We start from the raw sequence: 16,884 nt of genomic DNA, 5'->3' as shown, positions 1-16,884 counted from the left end.
ACCCATGCATGAGCATCCGCTACAACGCTTTTTCAGATCCTTGCGCGAGCGTCCGGTGTTTGCGTGGGAGCGTTATCAGCAGCGCGATGTGCTGGTGATCGACCACCCCTTGTGCCAGGCGGTGTTCAGTCGCCAGGGCGCGCAACTGTTGCACTTCCAGCCGCGCGGGCAAAAACCGTGGTTGTGGTGCGCGGCCAGGTGGCCACAGGTCGGGGCGATTCGGGGCGGGGTGCCGGTGTGTTGGCCATGGTATGGCCGGCATCCAAGCGAAAACGCTTGGCCCTCCCATGGTTGGGCGCGGCTGATCGATTGGAAATTGCTGGACAGCAGCAGCGACGAGCAGGGCGTCCACCTGCATTGGCAATTGCAACTGTGTGACTGGCAAGTAGACCTGCATGCCGACCTGGGCGAGCACATGGAGCTGCGCTTGAGCACCGAGCATCACGACAGCTTGCCTTGCCAGTTGAGCCAAGCCTTGCATGCCTATTGGCGTATTGGTGACGTCGGCGAGGTAGCGCTGTCTGGGCTCGAAGGCGCGCACGGTTACGACCAGTTGAACCGTGCGGTTTGCCAGCAGGAAGGCGAGTTGCGAGTCGATGGTGGGTGTCAGCGGGTGTTCCAGCATGAGGGAGAATTGCAGCTCAAGGATCACGCCTGGCAGCGCGAATTGTGCATCGATACCGGTGATAGCGCCGACACGGTGGTGTGGCACCCGGGTGCCAGGCCATTGCTGGGGGTGAGCTGGGATGAAGTCAGTGAGTTCGTTTGCGTCGAAGCGGCCAGTGGCGGCACCGAGAGCCTATGCCTGGCACCCGGGGAGCAGGCGCATTTGAGTTTGCAGGCGCGGGCGGGAGTTTAGGTCAGATGATCGGTCCCACGCTCTGCGTGGGAATGCCTCTACGGACGCTCCGCGTCCGACGCAGAGCGTGGGAACGATCAGGATGGTCAGTTGAACTCATCCCCCACTGGATACCGGCTGGCGTTCAGGCTTTCCTTGATCTTGCGCAGGTGCGGCTGGAAGTCCACGCCTCGGCGCAAAGTCATGCCGGTGGCCAGCACGTCCAGCACGGTGAGTTGGATGATGCGCGAAGTCATCGGCATGTAGATGTCGGTGTCTTCCGGCAGCGGGATGTTCAGGCTCAAGGTGCTCGCCTTGGCCAGCGGCGAGCCCTCGGCGGTCAGGCCGAGCACCGATGCACCGTTTTCCCGGGCAATGCGCGCCACTTCCACCAGCTCGCGGGTACGCCCGGTGTAGGAAATGATCACGAACAGTTCGCCGGTATGGGCCACCGACGCGATCATGCGTTGCATCAGCACATCGGCGTGGGCGGTCACCGCCAGGTTGAAGCGAAAAAACTTGTGCTGGGCATCCAGCGCCACAGGGGCCGAGGCGCCGAGGCCGAAGAAGTGGATCTGGCGAGCCTGGATCAACAGATCCACCGCGCGACTGATCAAATTGGGATCAAGGGCCTGGCAGGCGCTGTCCAATGAGGCAATGGCACTGCCGAAGATTTTCCGGGTGTAGGCTTCCGGGTTGTCATCGGCCTCCACGGCACGACTGACATAGGCCGCGCCGCTGGCCAGGCTCTGGGCCAGTTGCAGCTTGAGTTCCGGGTAGCCGCTGACGCCGAAGGAGCGGCAGAAGCGGTTGACGGTCGGCTCGCTGACCGAAGCCGCCTGGGCGAGGGCGGCGATGCTGAAACGGGTAGCCTGCTGCGGGTTGAGCAGGATCACTTCGGCCACCTTGCGTTCGGCCTTGTTCAGGTCTTCCAGGCGACTCTGGATTTGCTCCAGTAGATTTCGCACGCGGTCCATACAAGATTCCTAGAGAGACGGGTCTTTGATACGACCCTTTGCGGTGGCCTATCCTACTGATGGCTCCGACGGACCACCACTCGGAATCGGTATTTTCGGAAAATGTTGTGGTTATTACTACATTTTTCCTTGAGTGATACCTTGAAAAAAGGTATTTGTAGCTTAACTTGATAAAAGAACAAACATCATGCATTCGATTACGGTTGAACCGTGCACTTTTGCCTTGTTCGGCGCGCTGGGCGACCTGGCGTTGCGCAAGCTGTTTCCTGCCCTTTATCAGCTCGATGGCGCCGGCCTGCTGCATGAGGACACGCGAATCTTCGCGCTGGCCCGTGAACCCGGCAGCGAGCAGCAGCACTTGGCATTCATCACCACGGAGCTGCGCCGTTATGTGGGCGATAAAGACCTCGACGAAGCCGTGATCGAACGCTTCCTGGGGCGGTTGACTTACCTGCATGTGGATTTCCTCAAGGCCGACGACTACGTTGCGCTCGCTGAGCAGGTCGGCCAGACCCCACAACAGGTCATCGCCTATTTCGCCACCCCGGCGGCGGTCTACGGTGCTATCTGCGAAAACCTGGCGAAAGTCGGCTTGAGCGAAAACACCCGCGTCGTGCTGGAAAAACCCATCGGCTCGGACCTGGAATCGTCGCGCAAGGTCAACGACGCCGTGGCGCAATTCTTCCCGGAAAACCGCACCTATCGTATCGACCATTACCTGGGCAAAGAGACGGTCCAGAACCTGATCGCGCTGCGGTTCGCCAACAGCCTGTTCGAAACCCAGTGGAACCAGAATTACATTTCCCACGTGGAAATCACCGTGGCCGAGAAGGTCGGTATCGAAGGCCGTTGGGGTTATTTCGACAAGGCCGGCCAACTGCGCGACATGATCCAGAATCACCTGCTGCAGTTGCTGTGCCTGATTGCCATGGACCCGCCGGCCGACCTGTCCGCCGACAGCATCCGCGACGAGAAGGTCAAGGTGCTCAAGGCCCTGGCGCCGATCAGTCCGGAAGGCTTGACCACCCAAGTAGTGCGCGGCCAGTACATTGCCGGCCACGCCGAGGGCAAGGCCGTCCCGGGTTACCTGGAAGAACCCAATTCCAATACCCAGAGCGACACCGAGACGTTCGTCGCCCTGCGCGCCGACATCCGCAACTGGCGTTGGGCTGGGGTGCCGTTTTACCTGCGCACCGGCAAGCGCATGCCGCAGAAGCTGTCGCAGATTGTCATTCACTTCAAGGAACCGTCGCACTACATCTTCGCCCCCGAGCAGCGCCTGCAGATCAGCAACAAGCTGATCATCCGCCTGCAACCGGACGAAGGGATTTCCTTGCGAGTGATGACCAAGGAGCAAGGCCTGGACAAGGGCATGCAATTGCGCAGCGGTCCATTGCAACTCAACTTTTCAGACACTTATCGCAGCGCACGGATTCCCGATGCCTACGAGCGGTTGTTGCTGGAAGTCATGAACGGCAATCAGAACCTGTTTGTCCGTAAAGATGAAATTGAAGCCGCGTGGACGTGGTGTGACCAGTTGATCGCCGGATGGAAGAAGTCTGGCGATGCGCCCAAGCCGTATGCCGCTGGGTCGTGGGGGCCGATGAGCTCCATTGCACTGATCACGCGGGATGGGAGGTCATGGTATGGCGATATCTGAAGTGAAACTGCCCCAGGGCGTTACTGCCCTGGCGTTCAAGAACCCGGTGATGCTGGCTGAAAGCCTGGCGCTGAACGTTGCCGAGCAATTGCGCGCGGCGATCGATGGCAATGGCGCGGCCACCTTGGTGGTCTCGGGCGGTCGCAGCCCGGTGGCGTTTTTCCAGCACCTGTCCAAGCAAGCGCTGGATTGGTCGAAAGTGGTGGTGAGCCTGGCGGACGAGCGCTGGGTGCCGGTTGAACATACCGACAGCAATGCCGGTCTGCTCAAGCGGTATCTGCTCCAGGGCGCGGCGGCCAAGGCGCAGTTCCTGAGCCTGTACAACCCCAGCGCGAACTTGGAAGCGGCGGCCGAACAGGCCGATCGCCTGCTGGCCGAGTTGCCGCCTATCGACGTGCTGGTGCTGGGGATGGGCGATGACGGGCACACCGCCTCGTTGTTTCCCGACAGCCCGAACCTGGCCGAGGCCCTGGACGAACAAGGTGCTCGCCGTTGCTGGCCAATGCTCGCACCGACCGTGCCGCACCAACGCCTGACCATGAGCCGCGCCTTGCTGGCTTCGGCGAAACACAAGGTGCTGGCGATTTCCGGTCAATCGAAATTGACCACCCTGAACGCCGCGGTGGCCGGTGACGACGTCGCCGCAATGCCGATCCGCGCGTTTCTGCAACCTACGTTAGAGATTTACTGGTGCCCATGAACCAAGGATCAGCCGCTATGAAAAACCCATCCCCTACCGTTTCCATGGCGGACAAAGTGACGCTGATCGACAGCCTCTGCGCCAAGGCGAGAATCCTGCCGGTGATAACCATCGCCCGTGAACAAGACATCCTGCCATTGGCCGATGCCTTGGCCGCCGGTGGCCTGACGGCACTGGAAGTGACCTTGCGTTCGCAGTACGGGCTCAAGGCCATCCAGGTGCTGCGCGAGCAGCGCCCGGAGTTGGTGACTGGCGCTGGCACGGTGCTCGACCGCCATATGCTTGCTGCCGCTGAGGCGGCCGGTTCGCAATTCATCGTGACCCCAGGCATCACCCGGGATTTGCTGGAAGCGAGCGTCCAGAGCCCGATCCCATTGCTGCCCGGGATCAGTAACGCCTCGGGCATCATGGAAGGCTACGGCTTGGGCTATCGCCGCTTCAAGTTGTTCCCGGCCGAAGTCAGCGGCGGCGTTGCCGCTATCAAGGCCTTGGGCGGACCGTTTGGCGAAGTGAAATTCTGCCCGACCGGCGGCGTGAGCCCGGCCAACATCAAAAGCTACATGGCGTTGAAAAACGTGATGTGCGTGGGCGGCAGCTGGATGCTCGATCCGGAGTGGATCAAGAACGGCGACTGGGCCCGTATCCAGGAATGCACCGCCGAGGCGCTGGCGCTACTGGACTGATTGTCTTACCAAACTTCGTTGGATGTTCTACGGCTTTACGGTGCGCTTGGTCGGCGCGCCGTTTTTTTTTGCCTGTTATTTCGCCACGGGTTATGTACTGCTCAGGTTAATCAGCGCCTCAGTCAAACGCTCGATATCACGGCCCAAGGTAATCAACCCGGGCGTAATGCGAATGCACGCCCCAGCGCTGGTCTTGCGCACCACGGTAAAAATCCCATAGTCGTCGAGCAGTCGATCAGCCATGGTCTGCTGGTCACTTTGGGCGGTAAACCGCATCGAGGTGATGCCGCAATAAAGACGACGGTCGTCCGGTGTCATGACTTCGATGCCAGGCACATCGCGCACCGCGCTCACCCACATATCCCGCAAGTAGCGCAGCCGTGCGCCTTTGGCCGATGCGCCACCCAAGGCACGGTGTTCTTCAAACACCAGTGGCAGCGTCAGCAGGGCCGGGATGTTGGGCGTGCTGTGTGGCGTGCGTGAGCGTATGTCGGCGGCGGGATAGGTGGCTTCGTCCATGTCCGGGTCGATGTCGGCCAGCCGCTGTGGCGCGATATAGAGAAAGCCCAGGGCCAAGGGGCCACCAATCCACTTCTGCAAGTTGAACCCGGCGAACTCAATACCGAGTTTCTTCAAGTCGAATTCGATCTGACCCAAGGCGTGGGCGCCATCGAGAATGATGTCGACATCGAACTCCCGAGCCGCCTCGGCAATGGCCTGGACCGGCATCACCAGACCGGTCAGGTGATTGACATAGGTGAGTGGCATCAGCTTGAGGCGGGGATACCGAATGAAGGTTTCTCGATACGTGCCAACCAGGCTGTCGAAACTGGCGGGGTGCGGGTGGACCAGTTCAATGACCTCCGCCCCGCGTTGGCGGGCCAGCCAGCGCATCGCACTCTTGACCGACTCGTATTCGACATCGCTTATCAAGACCTGATCGCCCGGCTTGAGACCGTTGTAATTACGAATCAGCCTTTGCAAGGCGTCCACGGCGCTGGTGGCCAGCGCCACGGTAGACGGGGGGACATGGATCAGTTTAGCCACCTGGAGACGAATCGCCTCGCCATGTTCCCGATCAAAATCCTGGCGCACGTAAAACGAATTGCCGCGGTTGACGAACTCGATGTTGCGTTGGTACTCCTCGACCACGGTGCGCGACATCCGCCCGAAGTAGCCATTTTCAAGATTGAGCGGCCCGCCGGCATCGACATCGTACCGATCGACAAAGGTTTCCCAGAAGCGTTCATCGTGGGCGCGTAGCGTATTTTCGGGCATGGCGGGCTCAATCAATCAATGGCAGCGGTCAGTGGCGAGGTTTAGGCAAGCCATGTTTAGCCCGCAGCGGGTCCAGCAGGCCTGACAAACCGTTGTGGTCGATCTCCTGCATCAGTGCCAGCAAACCGCCCAGTTCGCCCTTGGGGAAACCCTCCCGGGCGAACCAGTTCAAGTACTGGCCAGGCAGGTCGGCAAGGATTCGCCCCTTGTATTTACCGAAGGGCATTTGGCGCGTTACCAACAGTTCGAGCTTTTCTGGATTCATGGCAATTGTCTTGTTCGGGACCATCGGCAAAATACAGGCATTCTGCATGCAGGCCAAATGACAGATCATGCAAATAACGCGGATACAGATTCTTTCCGTGTAAATAAATGATTGAATTTAAACGTATTTTTTATAATTAAGGGCTGGCACGACCGATGCAATATTCCTTGCAGGTTTTTATTCACCAAGCAAAGGAACTGAAAAATGACTGACATCAATAAAGAATCCATCTCTGTCTTGAACGACCTGATCGAGACCAGCAAGGATGGCCAGGAAGGATTCAAGACCTGCGCTGAAGACATCAAGCACCCAGAACTCAAGGCTTTGTTCGTTAAACGCGCCGCCGATTGCGCAACCGCCGCGGCCGAACTTCAAGCTGCTGTCCGCTCCCTGGGTGGCGATCCGGAAACTTCTACCAGCGTTGCCGGTGACCTGCATCGCCGTTGGGTAGACGTGAAAGCGATGTTCACCGGCAAGGATGAAGAGGCGGTGCTCAACGAAGCCGAGCGCGGCGAGGACCACGCACTGAAGGCTTACAAGGAAGCCATCGAGAAAATCAACAAGCACAACCTAGTGGGCATTCGTGACCTGGTGGAACGCCAGTACCACGGCGTGCAACGCAACCATGACCAAGTCAAGGCCCTGCGTAACCAGGCACGCGCCAGCTAATACTCGTGTGTGATGCAAAAAACGCCAGCTCGTCTGGCGTTTTTTTATGGGAGGCAATCAGTGGAAAGACGCGTAATAGTGTTTGTCGAATCCGTCAACAAACAACGCTGGACTCAATTAGATAGCTAGCTAATAATTGCGCCACCTCTAACGCAATCTATTGTTACAACGTCCCCAGAAAAGAGTTTTCCGCGTGCCCATCACCTTCCAGGCCCTGTTCGCTCCCGATCGCCTCGCTGTGCAGTTCGCCATCAAAACCGTCCTCGGCGGTGGCCTGGCGCTGTGGCTGGCGTTGCGCTGGGGTTTGGAGCAGCCGTCTTGGGCTTTGATGACGGCGTTCATCGTCGCCCAGCCGCTGTCCGGCATGGTGGTGCAAAAGGGCTTGGCGCGATTGGTCGGGACGTTGGTGGGAACGATCATGTCGGTCGTGTTCATGGGGCTGTTTGCCCAGGCGCCGTGGTTGTTTTTGCTGGCGCTGGCGTTGTGGCTCGGCGTGTGCACAGCCTGTTCGACGCTGTTGCGCAGCGCCTGGTCGTACTCTTTCGTGCTGGCCGGCTACACGGTGGCGATCATCGCCCTGCCGGCCATCTCCCATCCGCTTGGCGTGTTCGACCAGGCCGTGGCCCGTTGTACCGAGATCAGCCTGGGCATCACCTGCGCCACGGCGGCCAGTGCGTTGCTCTGGCCGTTGCGGGTCGAACGACAATTGGCGGATCAGGCTCGCGCTGCCTGGCAGAGCGGCATGCAGGCGGCCCGTGCGACATTGGCCGGCGATGCCCAGGCGCGCAAAGGTTTGCTGGAGATTCTCGGCAAGATCGTCGCGGTGGATGCCCAGCGCGAGCACGCCTGGTTCGAAGGCAGCCTGGGTCGCCAGCGCGCCCGGGCCATCAGCGGTTTGAGCCAGAAGCTGCTGATGCTGCTGCGTATTGCCCGTTCGGTGCGTCGGCAATGGAAACAGCTTGAGCCGCTGGAGGCCGAAGCGCTCCAGCCGTGGATGACAGAGGTGCAGCAGGCTCTCGACGCGGATAGCGCGACGCTGCAGGCGCTGCGGCCTCGGGTCCTGGACGCGTCTCACGACCCGCGGATCAGCTCGGCGCAAAGTTATTGCCTGGCGCGTTTCGCCTTGCTGCTTGATACCGCCCTGGCCGCTTGCGCTGCGCTGTCGGCAGTGCAGGAGGGCAGGGAAGCGGCGGACCCGCCGCGAACCCTGGCACCCCACCGGGATGTGTCCCTGGCCATGGTGTTCGGCGCCCGCAGCGCCTTGGCGTTCCTGACGGTGTCGTGTTTTTGGCTGGCGACCGCCTGGCCCGCCGCGTCGGGCGCGCTGCTGCTCACCTGCGTGGTCTGCAGCCTGTTCGCCAGCCGTGAAAACGGTGCGCAGATCGGCATGAGTTTTTTGCGCGGCATTCTGTTGGCAGTGCCGACAGCGTTTGTGATCGGTGAAATCCTGCTGCCGCAATGGAGCAGTTTCGCGATGCTCTGCATCGCCATGGGCGTGCCGTTGTTCTTCGGCGCGCTGGGCATGGCCAAGCCGCCGCTCTACGCCACGGCCACGTCGTTCTGCCTGCACTTTGTGGTGTTGGTGTCGCCGCTCAACGCCATGAAGTATGACGTCTCGACTTTCTTCAATAACGCCCAGGCCATAATGATTGGCGTAGGTGCGGCGGTATTGGCGTTCAAGCTGTTGATCCTGCGCAACCCGGCCTGGCACAGCCGTCGGCTGCTGGCCGCGACGCTGGACGATCTGGTGCGCCTGACCCATCGCAACCTGCGCGGGGCCGAGAGCTGGTTTGGCGGACGCATGGCCGACCGTTTGTTGCAACTGGCGCGGCATTATCCCGAACTGCCGGTGCCCGCGCGCAGTCGTTGGGATGACGGTTTGTTGGGCCTGGACATTGGCGATGAGTTGCTGCACCTGCGCTTGAGCCTGGCCGTCGCCCAAGTGCCCGAGGCCCCGGCCCAGCGCCGCTATTTCGAAACCCTGGAGCAGGCGCTGGAACGCGGTCCGTCCGGTGGCGAGGCCGAGGCATTGGCCCAGGCGAGCGACGAGTATCTGCAAGTGCTGTCGCAGCAGCCCTCCAGCGATGCGCTGAAGTTGGCGCAAGGCGCGGTCGTGCAGTTGCAGAACAGCTGGCGCGCCTGGTGCCGTCAGCACGAACCTCAACGAGGGGAGCATAGCCATGGGCTTGCGTGAGTGGTCGATCGGCGGGGTCTTGCTCAGCCCGTTCCTGATTTATGTGGTGCTGGCCTTGCTGGTGACGGGGGCGCTGCGCCTGTTGCTCAGCGTCGTGCCGGCCGGGCGCTGGATCTGGCATGAGGCCTTGTTCGACTGCGCCCTGTATGTCTGTGTCCTGACTGTCATTACCCTGGTCCTCGGACCGTTATAAGGAGTTGAACATGCGTACTTCCGTACGTGTTGCCGTCACGCTGAGCGTGGTGGCCGTGGCGATCTTCGCCGGGTTTCATTTGTGGCAGTACTACATGCTCACGCCCTGGACCCGGGATGCGCGGATCCGTGCCGACGTGGTGGTAATCGCGCCCGACGTATCGGGGTGGGTGCGCGAGCTCAAGGCCGTGGATAACCAGCAGGTCAAGGCCGGCGACGTATTGCTCAATATCGATCGCGAGCGTTTCGAGGCCGCGGTGGAGAAGGCCAGGGCGGTGGTCCAGACTCGCCAGCAGCAACTGAGCCTGCGCGAACACGAAGCCAGTCGCCGCGCCGCATTGGGTCCACAGGCCATCAGCGCCGAGTTGCGCGAAAACGCCCAGATCAACGCGGGGATCGCCCGTGGTGAACTGCGCGAGGCCCAGGCCGAGGCCAAGGTTGCCGAGCTGAACCTGGCGCGCAGCCAGGTCCTGGCCCCACGTAGCGGCCACATCACCAACCTGCGCCTGGCCGAAGGCAACTACGTGAACGCCGGGCAGCCGGTCATGGCGCTGGTGGATGACTCAACGTTCTACGTGCAGGCCTATTTCGAAGAAACCAAACTGCCGCGGATCCGCGTCGGCGATCCGGTCAAAGTCTGGTTGATGAGCGCCGGCCATGCGCTCGAAGGCCATGTGCAAAGCATCAGCCGAGGCATTACCGACCGCAATACCAACCCCGATGCGCAACTGTTGGCCGAGGTCGAGCCGACGTTCAACTGGGTGCGCCTGGCCCAGCGGATTCCGGTGCGGATCAAGCTGGACAAGGTGCCGGAAGGGGTGAGCCTGAGCGCGGGGATGACGGCGAGCGTGCAGGTGCAGGAGGGGCGGCAATAACCGTTGCCTGCGGACCCTGTGGCGAGGGAGCTTGCTCCCGCTCGGCTGCGAAGCGGCCGCAAAAAGAACACACGGTTAATCAGATTAAACGCGGTGGGCTTTTCTCAGGGGCGCTTCGCACCCCAGCGGGAGCAAGCTCCCTCGCCACGAAGAGCACCATGTGCCATCAGCCGATGCTGATCGGCGGCAACGTCGGCAATGTCACGGTCTGCTGTTTACGCGGGGCGAGAATCTCGGCCTCGCCGTCCACCACCATTTCATCACGCTGGTTGAACACGCGGGTGGCGATGCGCACGCGAAATTTTGGCAGCTTCTCCAGGATCTCCAGGCGCACGGTCAAGGTGTCACCGATCTTTACCGGTTTCTGGAAACTCATCTGCTGGCCAATATAAATGGTGCCCGGCCCAGGCAATTCACAGGCGACCGCCGCGCTGATCAACGCACCGCTGAACATGCCATGGGCGATGCGTTCCTTGAACATGCTGGCTGCGGCGAACTCGGCGTCCAGATGCACCGGGTTGTGATCGCCCGACATCGCGGCGAACAACTGGATGTCGCGCTCTTCGACGGTCTTGCTGTAGCTGGCAGTCTGACCGACTTCGAGGGCTTCGTAAGGGATGTTGGTAACCTGGGTCATGTCTGGATCCTGGACGGGTAAGGGAAAACGCGGCAAAGCTACTCGCTGCGTGGCGGCCGCTGGTGACTCAGGGCCTGGGCAATCCAGACCAGCACATCGGCCGTCACTTCATCGCGGTTGGTTTCATTGAACAGTTCGTGCCGGGCCTGCGGGTAAATCGTCAAGTGCATATGTTGGTTGCCGGCGTCGCGCAAGGCGTCGGCCAGATCCTTCAGACGCTTGCCCTCGCTCACCGGATCACATTCGCCGCCAATCACCAGCAGCGGCAGGCCCGGATCGATCTGCGCGAGATTGGACGCTTTGCTGATCTGCTGCAACCCACCCAGCAGGTCGACCCACAGCTGATTGGTGCAACGAAAGCCGCATAGCGGGTCTCGGACGTATTTGTCCACCTCGGCCGGGTCGCGGCTGAGCCAGTCGAAAGGCGTGCGCACGGGTTTGAATTTTTTGTTGAAACTGCCGAATGACAACCACTCGATCAGCGCGCTACGCCCCGTTGCTCCCTGACGTCGACGCTCGAAGCGGGCGATCAGGCGCGCCGCACGGTAAAGCGCCACGGGTTGGAAATTCGAACCGCTGAGAATCGCCCCGTGCAGGCTGGCGCTGTGGTGCAGCAGGTAAGCTTGGGCGATGTAGCTGCCCATGCTGTGGCCCAGCAGCAGGATGGGGATATCGGGATGCTGCTGGCCGATGTGGTGGTTAAGGCTCGCCAGGTCGCCGACGACCTTGGCCCAGCCGTCCTCGTCCGCGAAATGACCGAGGATGGCTTCTTCACCGGTCTTGCCGTGGCCACGCAGGTCCGGCGCATAGACGCCGTAACCTTCGTCGCACAGCGCTTGCGCCAGGCGCCCATAGCGGGCGCTGTGTTCGGCCATGCCGTGGGCCAGCATGATCACCGCCGATGGGGCGGTTTCGGGCAACCACTGATTGACGAACAGGCGGCTGTGGTCGGTCGCGGTCAGCCAGAACGTTTGGTGGATCATGGCGGTTCCTTTGCACAAATCAGACGCAGCGTCGCTGCATTGTATAGCGCATCCGCTGCGTCTCGCCTGATCAGCTCTCGGCGAGGCAGGAAGATTCACACAATCTATGACGCAAGTTGCCATATTTGCCTGATTGGCCATAGCTGCTAGTGTCCCATGAGCACCGCCTGTGCAAGCGATACGCAAGCGGTCCCGGATACGTTCAGGTAAAGAGGACAAAAACAATGCAGCCTGATTTCTGGAATGACAAACGCCCGGCCGGCGTGCCTTCGGACATCGAACACGGTGTCTACAAGTCGGTCGTCGAGGTGTTCGAGCGTTCCTGCAAGAAATTTGCCGACCGTCCGGCGTTCAGCAACATGGGGGTGACGCTCACTTACGCCGAGCTCGAGCGCTACAGCGCGGCCTTTGCCGGTTACTTGCAGGCCCATACCGACCTGGCACCGGGCGATCGCATCGCGGTACAGATGCCCAACGTCCTGCAATACCCGATCGCCGTCTTCGGTGCGCTGCGCGCCGGACTGGTGGTGGTCAACACCAACCCGTTGTATACCCCGCGGGAAATGCGCCACCAGTTCAAGGACTCCGGAGCCCGGGCGCTGGTGTACCTGAACATGTTCGGACAGAAAGTCCAGGAAGTGCTGCCTGACACCGACCTGCAATACCTGATCGAGGCAAAGATGGGCGACCTGATGCCCACCGCCAAGGGCTGGTTGGTGAATACGGTGGTGAGCAAGGTCAAGAAAATGGTCCCGGACTATTCGCTACCCCAAGCCGTTTCTTTCAAGACTGCCTTGCGCCTGGGCCGTGGCCAGGGCATCAAGCCGTTGAACGTCAGCCTCGACGACATTGCCGTGCTGCAATACACCGGCGGTACCACCGGGCTGGCGAAAGGCGCAATGCTGACCCACGGCAACCTGGTGGCCAACATGCAGCAGGCCCGGGCCTGCCTGGGGCAGATCGGCGACGACGGCCAGCCGTTGTTGCGCGAAGGCCAGGAAGTCATGATCGCGCCGCTGCCGCTGTACCACATCTATGCATTCACGGCGAACTGCATGTGCATGATGGTCACGGGCAACCACAACGTGTTGATCACCAATCCACGGGACATCGGCGGCTTCATCAAGGAGCTGAAGAACTGGCGGTTTTCCCTGTTGTTGGGGCTTAACACGTTGTTCGTGGCGCTGATGGATCATCCGGATTTCAAGACGCTGGATTTCTCCAACCTCAAGGTCACTAACTCAGGCGGTACCGCGCTGGTCAAGGCCACCGCCGAGCGCTGGAAACAGCTCACCGGTTGCGGTATTACCGAAGGGTACGGGCTGACCGAAACCTCGCCAGTGGCCAGTGCCAACCCTTACGGCGGCAAGTCGCGCCTGGGTACGGTGGGCTTGCCGGTGCCGGGGACGCTGATGAAAGTCATCAGCGATGACGGTATCGAGCTGCCTCTTGGTGAGCGCGGAGAGCTGTGCATCAAGGGCCCGCAGATCATGAAGGGCTACTGGAACAAGCCTGAAGCTACCGCTGAAGTGCTGGACAGCGAAGGCTGGTTCAAGTCCGGCGATATCGCGGTGATCGACCCCGATGGATTTGTGCGTATCGTCGACCGCAAGAAGGACATGATCATCGTCTCGGGTTTCAACGTGTACCCCAACGAGATCGAGGACGTGGTGATGGCTCACCCGAAAGTCGCCAGTTGCGCCGTCATCGGCGTGCCGGACGAACGTTCGGGGGAGGCGGTGAAGCTGTTCGTGGTGGCGCGTGAGTCGGGCGTCAGCCTTGAAGAGCTCAAGGCGTACTGCAAGGAGAACTTCACGGGGTACAAGATCCCCAAGCACATCGTGCTGCGAGAGTCGCTGCCGATGACGCCGGTGGGCAAGATCTTGCGACGGGAGCTGCGCGACATCGCCTGAACCAGAGAGGTCCGGTAGAACCCCTGTGGGAGCAAGCATGCTCCCACAGTGCTTTATGTACTTGACGTAATTATTCAGGGCTTAGAATTTTTACTCTAAAAATGACTATTGAATGTTCTTAAGTCATGTTTGTGACTGTGGGGGCCGTTTTTGGCTCTAGGCGACCCTTGGCAAAGCTGCTACTCTCGGCGCGCTTTTGTGACTTCTCGGCCTTTACCCAGCCAGATTCACCAATAGACACACACCAATAATAATCGCATCAAATGCGGTGAGAATTCGCGTTGCTGAGGAGTGGGGCTTCCATGATCGAAGACTTTTGGAAGGATAAATACCCAGCTGGGATTGCTGCCGACATCAATCCAGATGAGTATCCGAATATTCAGGCGGTGTTGAAGCAATCCTGCCAACGCTTCGCCGACAAGCCGGCATTCAGCAACCTTGGCAAGACGATCACCTACGGTGAGCTGTACGAGTTGTCCGGTGCCTTTGCCGCTTACTTGCAACAGCATACCGATTTGCAGCCGGGCGATCGAATTGCCGTGCAACTTCCCAACGTCCTCCAATACCCAGTGGCCGTGTTCGGTGCGATTCGTGCCGGGCTGATCGTGGTCAATACCAACCCGCTCTACACCGCGCGGGAAATGGAACATCAATTCAATGACTCCGGTGCCAAGGCGCTGGTGTGCCTGGCAAACATGGCGCACCTGGCCGAGCACGTGGTGCCCAAGACGGGCGTCAAGCACGTCATCGTGACCGAAGTCGCCGATCTTCTGCCGCCGCTCAAGCGTTTGCTGATCAACAGCGTCATCAAGTACGTCAAGAAGATGGTCCCGGCTTATCACTTGCCCAAGGCCATCAAGTTCAACGATGTGCTGAGCAAGGGCCATGGCCAACCCGTGACCGAAGCCAACCCTGCCAGCGATGAAGTGGCCGTGTTGCAGTACACCGGCGGCACCACTGGCGTGGCGAAGGGCGCGATGCTCACCCATCGCAACCTGGTGGCGAACATGCTGCAGTGCAAGGCGCTGATGGGCTCCAACCTCAATGAAGGCTGCGAAGTGCTGATCACGCCGCTGCCGCTTTATCACATCTACGCATTCACCTTCCATTGCATGGCGATGATGCTGATCGGCAACCACAACATCCTGATCAGCAACCCGCGCGACCTGTCGGCGATGGTCAAGGAACTGTCGAAGTGGAAGTTCAGCGGTTTCGTTGGCCTCAACACGTTGTTCGTGGCGCTGTGCAACAACGAAGCTTTCCGCAAGCTGGACTTCTCAGCGCTGAAGGTGACCTTGTCTGGCGGCATGGCCTTGCAATTGGCCGCGGCGGAGCGTTGGAAAGCGGTCACGGGTTGTCCGATCTGCGAAGGCTACGGCATGACCGAGACGAGCCCGGTCGCCACCGTCAACCCGATCCAGCACATCCAGGTTGGCACGATCGGTATTCCGGTGCCGTCGACGCTGTGCAAGGTCATCAATGACGCTGGCGTCGAGCTGCCATTGGGTGAAATCGGCGAGTTGTGCGTGAAAGGTCCACAGGTCATGAAGGGCTATTGGCAGCGCCAGGACGCCACCGACGAGATGCTCGACAGCGATGGCTGGCTCAAGACCGGCGACATCGCGGTGATCCAGCCGGACGGCTACATGCGCATTGTCGATCGCAAAAAAGACATGATTCTGATCTCCGGCTTCAACGTGTACCCCAACGAATTGGAAGATGTATTGGCGACCCTGCCGGGTGTGCTGCAATGCGCGGCCATCGGGGTGCCGGATGAGAAATCCGGCGAGGCGATCAAGATATTCATCGTCGCGCGCCCGGGTGTCACCCTGACCAAGGAGCAGGTGATGGAGCACATGCGCGCCAACGTCACGGGCTACAAGGTGCCCAAGACCGTGGAATTCCGCGATGCGTTGCCGACCACCAACGTGGGCAAGATCCTGCGCCGTGAGCTGCGTGATGAAGAACTGAGGAAGTTGGGGTTGAAGAAGTAAGCCCTCCACCCACAAAAAGCCCCGCTGATGCGGGGTTTTTGTTACAAGGTGAAGTCCTCGCGCGGGGCTGCCGTTGTGGCGAGGGAGCTTGCTCCCGCTGGGCTGCGCAGCAGCCCCATCCGGTCCGACTGATACACCGCAAGGGGCCGCTTCGCGTCCAGCGGGAGCAAGCTCCCTCGCCACAGGGGAAACCGGCGTCTGGCGATCGGACTACAACCGAAACTGCGCAAAATCTAGATTAGTGCCACCCGGGCGCATGTCTTGCAGGTACGAATCCTTGTCGGCACTGAGTTCCAGACTCAAGGCTGCCTTGCGTTTGCCCTGGTTGCGCACTTCCAGGTTTTCCATTTTTTCGCGAAGGAACACGGTCGGTACCTTCAGATGCAACAACTCGTCGGTGGCCGGCGTGTGCAGCAGCAGGTGAATCCATTCGTATTGCCCAATGGCCAGGCGGGCCACTGGAATGTCGAACCAGAAAATGTTGCGGTTGCGGTTCAGTTCGCTGAAATGGCAGTTATTGACGCCCAGGACGGCGCCGCCCAGTTCTTGGTTCCTGCGGGCGATGGCCTGCTTTTTATCGAGTTTCATAACGTTCCTACGGGATTGGAGCTTCGGGCCGCAGCCTGAATACGTGGAGCATTCTCGGGGGTGGATCGGCAAACATAAAGCGTAACCTGCATCTGACGATGAAATGCGCCGCTGAAAAAATGAAACTCCCCGCAAACGGCCTCGGTCAACCCTATGTAATGACTTTTCGTACAGTTATTCACAGGAGAGACATCATGGGTAGCACGAGCGATAAAGTGAAGGGCGTTGCCAACGAAGCCGTCGGCAACATCAAGCAAGGCGTCGGCAAGGCCACCGACAATGACCGCATGCGCGCCGAGGGCGTGGTCCAGGAGAAAAAAGGTGAGGCCCAGCAAACCGTGGGCAAGGCCAAGGATGCGGTCAAGAAAGGCGTTAACGAGGCGTAACCGGCCTGTTAAAAAACGATTGGAACGGCCATCCGCGGGTGGCCGTTATCAT

At 60.2% G+C, this 16,884-nt stretch carries 17 protein-coding genes; 11 read left to right on the top strand and 6 right to left on the bottom strand.

Translation table 11 applies throughout. The features are described from left to right. The first annotated feature begins 4 nt into the window (after window positions 1-4). Window positions 5-859: a D-hexose-6-phosphate mutarotase gene (locus J3P95_RS19335; protein ID WP_434558334.1), complete on the top strand. Its 855-nt coding sequence runs from the start codon at window positions 5-7 to the stop codon at window positions 857-859. Between the two features lie 86 nt (window positions 860-945). Here J3P95_RS19335 and J3P95_RS19330 read toward each other — a convergent pair whose 3' ends face one another. Then, window positions 946-1,806: a MurR/RpiR family transcriptional regulator gene (locus tag J3P95_RS19330; protein WP_171061416.1), complete on the bottom strand. Its 861-nt coding sequence runs from the start codon at window positions 1,804-1,806 to the stop codon at window positions 946-948. A 196-nt stretch (window positions 1,807-2,002) separates the two neighbouring features. Here J3P95_RS19330 and zwf point away from each other — a divergent pair, with 196 nt between their 5' ends. From zwf to J3P95_RS19315, 3 genes are read left to right on the top strand one after another with little or no spacing between them, the layout of a single operon-like run. Further along, window positions 2,003-3,475, top strand: a complete 1,473-nt coding sequence (gene zwf / locus J3P95_RS19325; RefSeq protein ID WP_434580045.1) for a glucose-6-phosphate dehydrogenase — start codon at window positions 2,003-2,005, stop codon at window positions 3,473-3,475. After that, window positions 3,462-4,175, top strand: a complete 714-nt coding sequence (pgl, locus tag J3P95_RS19320; RefSeq protein WP_434580047.1) for a 6-phosphogluconolactonase — start codon at window positions 3,462-3,464, stop codon at window positions 4,173-4,175. The genes zwf and pgl overlap by 14 nt, the downstream gene beginning before the upstream one ends. A 17-nt stretch (window positions 4,176-4,192) precedes the next feature. Beyond that, the gene (locus J3P95_RS19315) at window positions 4,193-4,858 is read left to right on the top strand and encodes a bifunctional 4-hydroxy-2-oxoglutarate aldolase/2-dehydro-3-deoxy-phosphogluconate aldolase (RefSeq protein ID WP_186613569.1); all 666 of its coding nucleotides are present in this window, start codon (window positions 4,193-4,195) and stop codon (window positions 4,856-4,858) included. A 90-nt stretch (window positions 4,859-4,948) separates the two neighbouring features. Here J3P95_RS19315 and J3P95_RS19310 read toward each other — a convergent pair whose 3' ends face one another. Next, window positions 4,949-6,136 (bottom strand): aminotransferase class V-fold PLP-dependent enzyme, encoded by a 1,188-nt coding sequence (locus J3P95_RS19310; protein WP_434580049.1) that lies wholly within the window; start codon window positions 6,134-6,136, stop codon window positions 4,949-4,951. Window positions 6,137-6,164: 28 nt separating this feature from the next. Continuing rightward, window positions 6,165-6,401, bottom strand: a complete 237-nt coding sequence (locus J3P95_RS19305; protein ID WP_434580051.1) for a DUF3820 family protein — start codon at window positions 6,399-6,401, stop codon at window positions 6,165-6,167. 204 nt (window positions 6,402-6,605) lie between these two features. On the opposite strand from J3P95_RS19305, the gene J3P95_RS19300 reads away from it, so the two are divergent. The 4 genes from J3P95_RS19300 to J3P95_RS19285 all read left to right on the top strand — a co-directional run bounded on the left by J3P95_RS19300 (window position 6,606) and on the right by J3P95_RS19285 (window position 10,331). Further along, window positions 6,606-7,070, top strand: a complete 465-nt coding sequence (locus tag J3P95_RS19300; protein WP_434558329.1) for a PA2169 family four-helix-bundle protein — start codon at window positions 6,606-6,608, stop codon at window positions 7,068-7,070. 193 nt (window positions 7,071-7,263) lie between these two features. Beyond that, window positions 7,264-9,264, top strand: a complete 2,001-nt coding sequence (locus J3P95_RS19295; RefSeq protein ID WP_434580052.1) for an FUSC family protein — start codon at window positions 7,264-7,266, stop codon at window positions 9,262-9,264. Continuing rightward, a complete protein-coding gene (locus tag J3P95_RS19290) occupies window positions 9,251-9,457 on the top strand; it encodes a DUF1656 domain-containing protein (protein ID WP_434558327.1) in 207 nt (68 codons plus the stop codon). Before J3P95_RS19295 ends, J3P95_RS19290 begins: the two co-directional genes overlap by 14 nt. 10 nt (window positions 9,458-9,467) lie before the next feature. Next, window positions 9,468-10,331, top strand: coding sequence for an efflux RND transporter periplasmic adaptor subunit (locus J3P95_RS19285; protein ID WP_434580054.1), 864 nt, complete (start codon window positions 9,468-9,470; stop codon window positions 10,329-10,331). Window positions 10,332-10,497: 166 nt separating this feature from the next. On the opposite strand, the gene J3P95_RS19280 is transcribed toward J3P95_RS19285, so the two are convergent. After that, entirely contained in the window at window positions 10,498-10,968 is a 471-nt protein-coding gene (locus J3P95_RS19280) for a MaoC family dehydratase (protein ID WP_434558325.1), read from the bottom strand. Between the two features lie 38 nt (window positions 10,969-11,006). Continuing rightward, the gene (locus J3P95_RS19275; RefSeq protein ID WP_434580056.1) at window positions 11,007-11,951 is read right to left on the bottom strand and encodes a lysophospholipase; all 945 of its coding nucleotides are present in this window, start codon (window positions 11,949-11,951) and stop codon (window positions 11,007-11,009) included. A gap of 224 nt (window positions 11,952-12,175) precedes the next feature. Here J3P95_RS19275 and fadD2 point away from each other — a divergent pair, with 224 nt between their 5' ends. Both fadD2 and fadD1 read left to right on the top strand, forming a co-directional pair. Next, window positions 12,176-13,864 (top strand): long-chain-fatty-acid--CoA ligase FadD2, encoded by a 1,689-nt coding sequence (gene fadD2, locus J3P95_RS19270; RefSeq protein WP_434558323.1) that lies wholly within the window; start codon window positions 12,176-12,178, stop codon window positions 13,862-13,864. A gap of 302 nt (window positions 13,865-14,166) precedes the next feature. Further along, window positions 14,167-15,858: a long-chain-fatty-acid--CoA ligase FadD1 gene (fadD1, locus tag J3P95_RS19265; RefSeq protein WP_434558322.1), complete on the top strand. Its 1,692-nt coding sequence runs from the start codon at window positions 14,167-14,169 to the stop codon at window positions 15,856-15,858. Between the two features lie 210 nt (window positions 15,859-16,068). Here the strand turns inward: fadD1 and J3P95_RS19260 are convergent, their stop codons facing one another. Next, a complete protein-coding gene (locus tag J3P95_RS19260; RefSeq protein ID WP_186613553.1) occupies window positions 16,069-16,446 on the bottom strand; it encodes a hypothetical protein in 378 nt (125 codons plus the stop codon). A 194-nt stretch (window positions 16,447-16,640) separates the two neighbouring features. Here J3P95_RS19260 and J3P95_RS19255 point away from each other — a divergent pair, with 194 nt between their 5' ends. Next, entirely contained in the window at window positions 16,641-16,832 is a 192-nt protein-coding gene (locus tag J3P95_RS19255) for a CsbD family protein (RefSeq protein WP_186635368.1), read from the top strand. Window positions 16,833-16,884: the final 52 nt, after the last annotated feature.

Source organism: Pseudomonas sp. Z5-35, assembly GCF_051131945.1.
GTDB classification, from domain to species: Bacteria; Pseudomonadota; Gammaproteobacteria; order Pseudomonadales; family Pseudomonadaceae; genus Aquipseudomonas; species Aquipseudomonas marvdashtae.
Note: the sequence above shows the minus strand (reverse complement) of the source record. Positions and strands in the feature narration are given on the sequence as shown.

Bases quoted from the DNA above. Each gene is read 5' to 3' on its own strand.
- J3P95_RS19335 (WP_434558334.1), top strand. From the start codon at position 5: ATGCATGAGCATCCGCTACAACGCTTTTTCAGATCCTTGCGCGAGCGT.
- zwf (WP_434580045.1), top strand. From the start codon at position 2,003: ATGCATTCGATTACGGTTGAACCGTGCACTTTTGCCTTGTTCGGCGCG.
- pgl (WP_434580047.1), top strand. From the start codon at position 3,462: ATGGCGATATCTGAAGTGAAACTGCCCCAGGGCGTTACTGCCCTGGCG.
- J3P95_RS19315 (WP_186613569.1), top strand. From the start codon at position 4,193: ATGAAAAACCCATCCCCTACCGTTTCCATGGCGGACAAAGTGACGCTG.
- J3P95_RS19310 (WP_434580049.1), bottom strand. From the start codon at position 6,136: ATGCCCGAAAATACGCTACGCGCCCACGATGAACGCTTCTGGGAAACC.
- J3P95_RS19305 (WP_434580051.1), bottom strand. From the start codon at position 6,401: ATGAATCCAGAAAAGCTCGAACTGTTGGTAACGCGCCAAATGCCCTTC.
- J3P95_RS19300 (WP_434558329.1), top strand. From the start codon at position 6,606: ATGACTGACATCAATAAAGAATCCATCTCTGTCTTGAACGACCTGATC.
- J3P95_RS19290 (WP_434558327.1), top strand. From the start codon at position 9,251: ATGGGCTTGCGTGAGTGGTCGATCGGCGGGGTCTTGCTCAGCCCGTTC.
- J3P95_RS19285 (WP_434580054.1), top strand. From the start codon at position 9,468: ATGCGTACTTCCGTACGTGTTGCCGTCACGCTGAGCGTGGTGGCCGTG.
- J3P95_RS19280 (WP_434558325.1), bottom strand. From the start codon at position 10,968: ATGACCCAGGTTACCAACATCCCTTACGAAGCCCTCGAAGTCGGTCAG.
- J3P95_RS19275 (WP_434580056.1), bottom strand. From the start codon at position 11,951: ATGATCCACCAAACGTTCTGGCTGACCGCGACCGACCACAGCCGCCTG.
- fadD2 (WP_434558323.1), top strand. From the start codon at position 12,176: ATGCAGCCTGATTTCTGGAATGACAAACGCCCGGCCGGCGTGCCTTCG.
- fadD1 (WP_434558322.1), top strand. From the start codon at position 14,167: ATGATCGAAGACTTTTGGAAGGATAAATACCCAGCTGGGATTGCTGCC.
- J3P95_RS19260 (WP_186613553.1), bottom strand. From the start codon at position 16,446: ATGAAACTCGATAAAAAGCAGGCCATCGCCCGCAGGAACCAAGAACTG.
- J3P95_RS19255 (WP_186635368.1), top strand. From the start codon at position 16,641: ATGGGTAGCACGAGCGATAAAGTGAAGGGCGTTGCCAACGAAGCCGTC.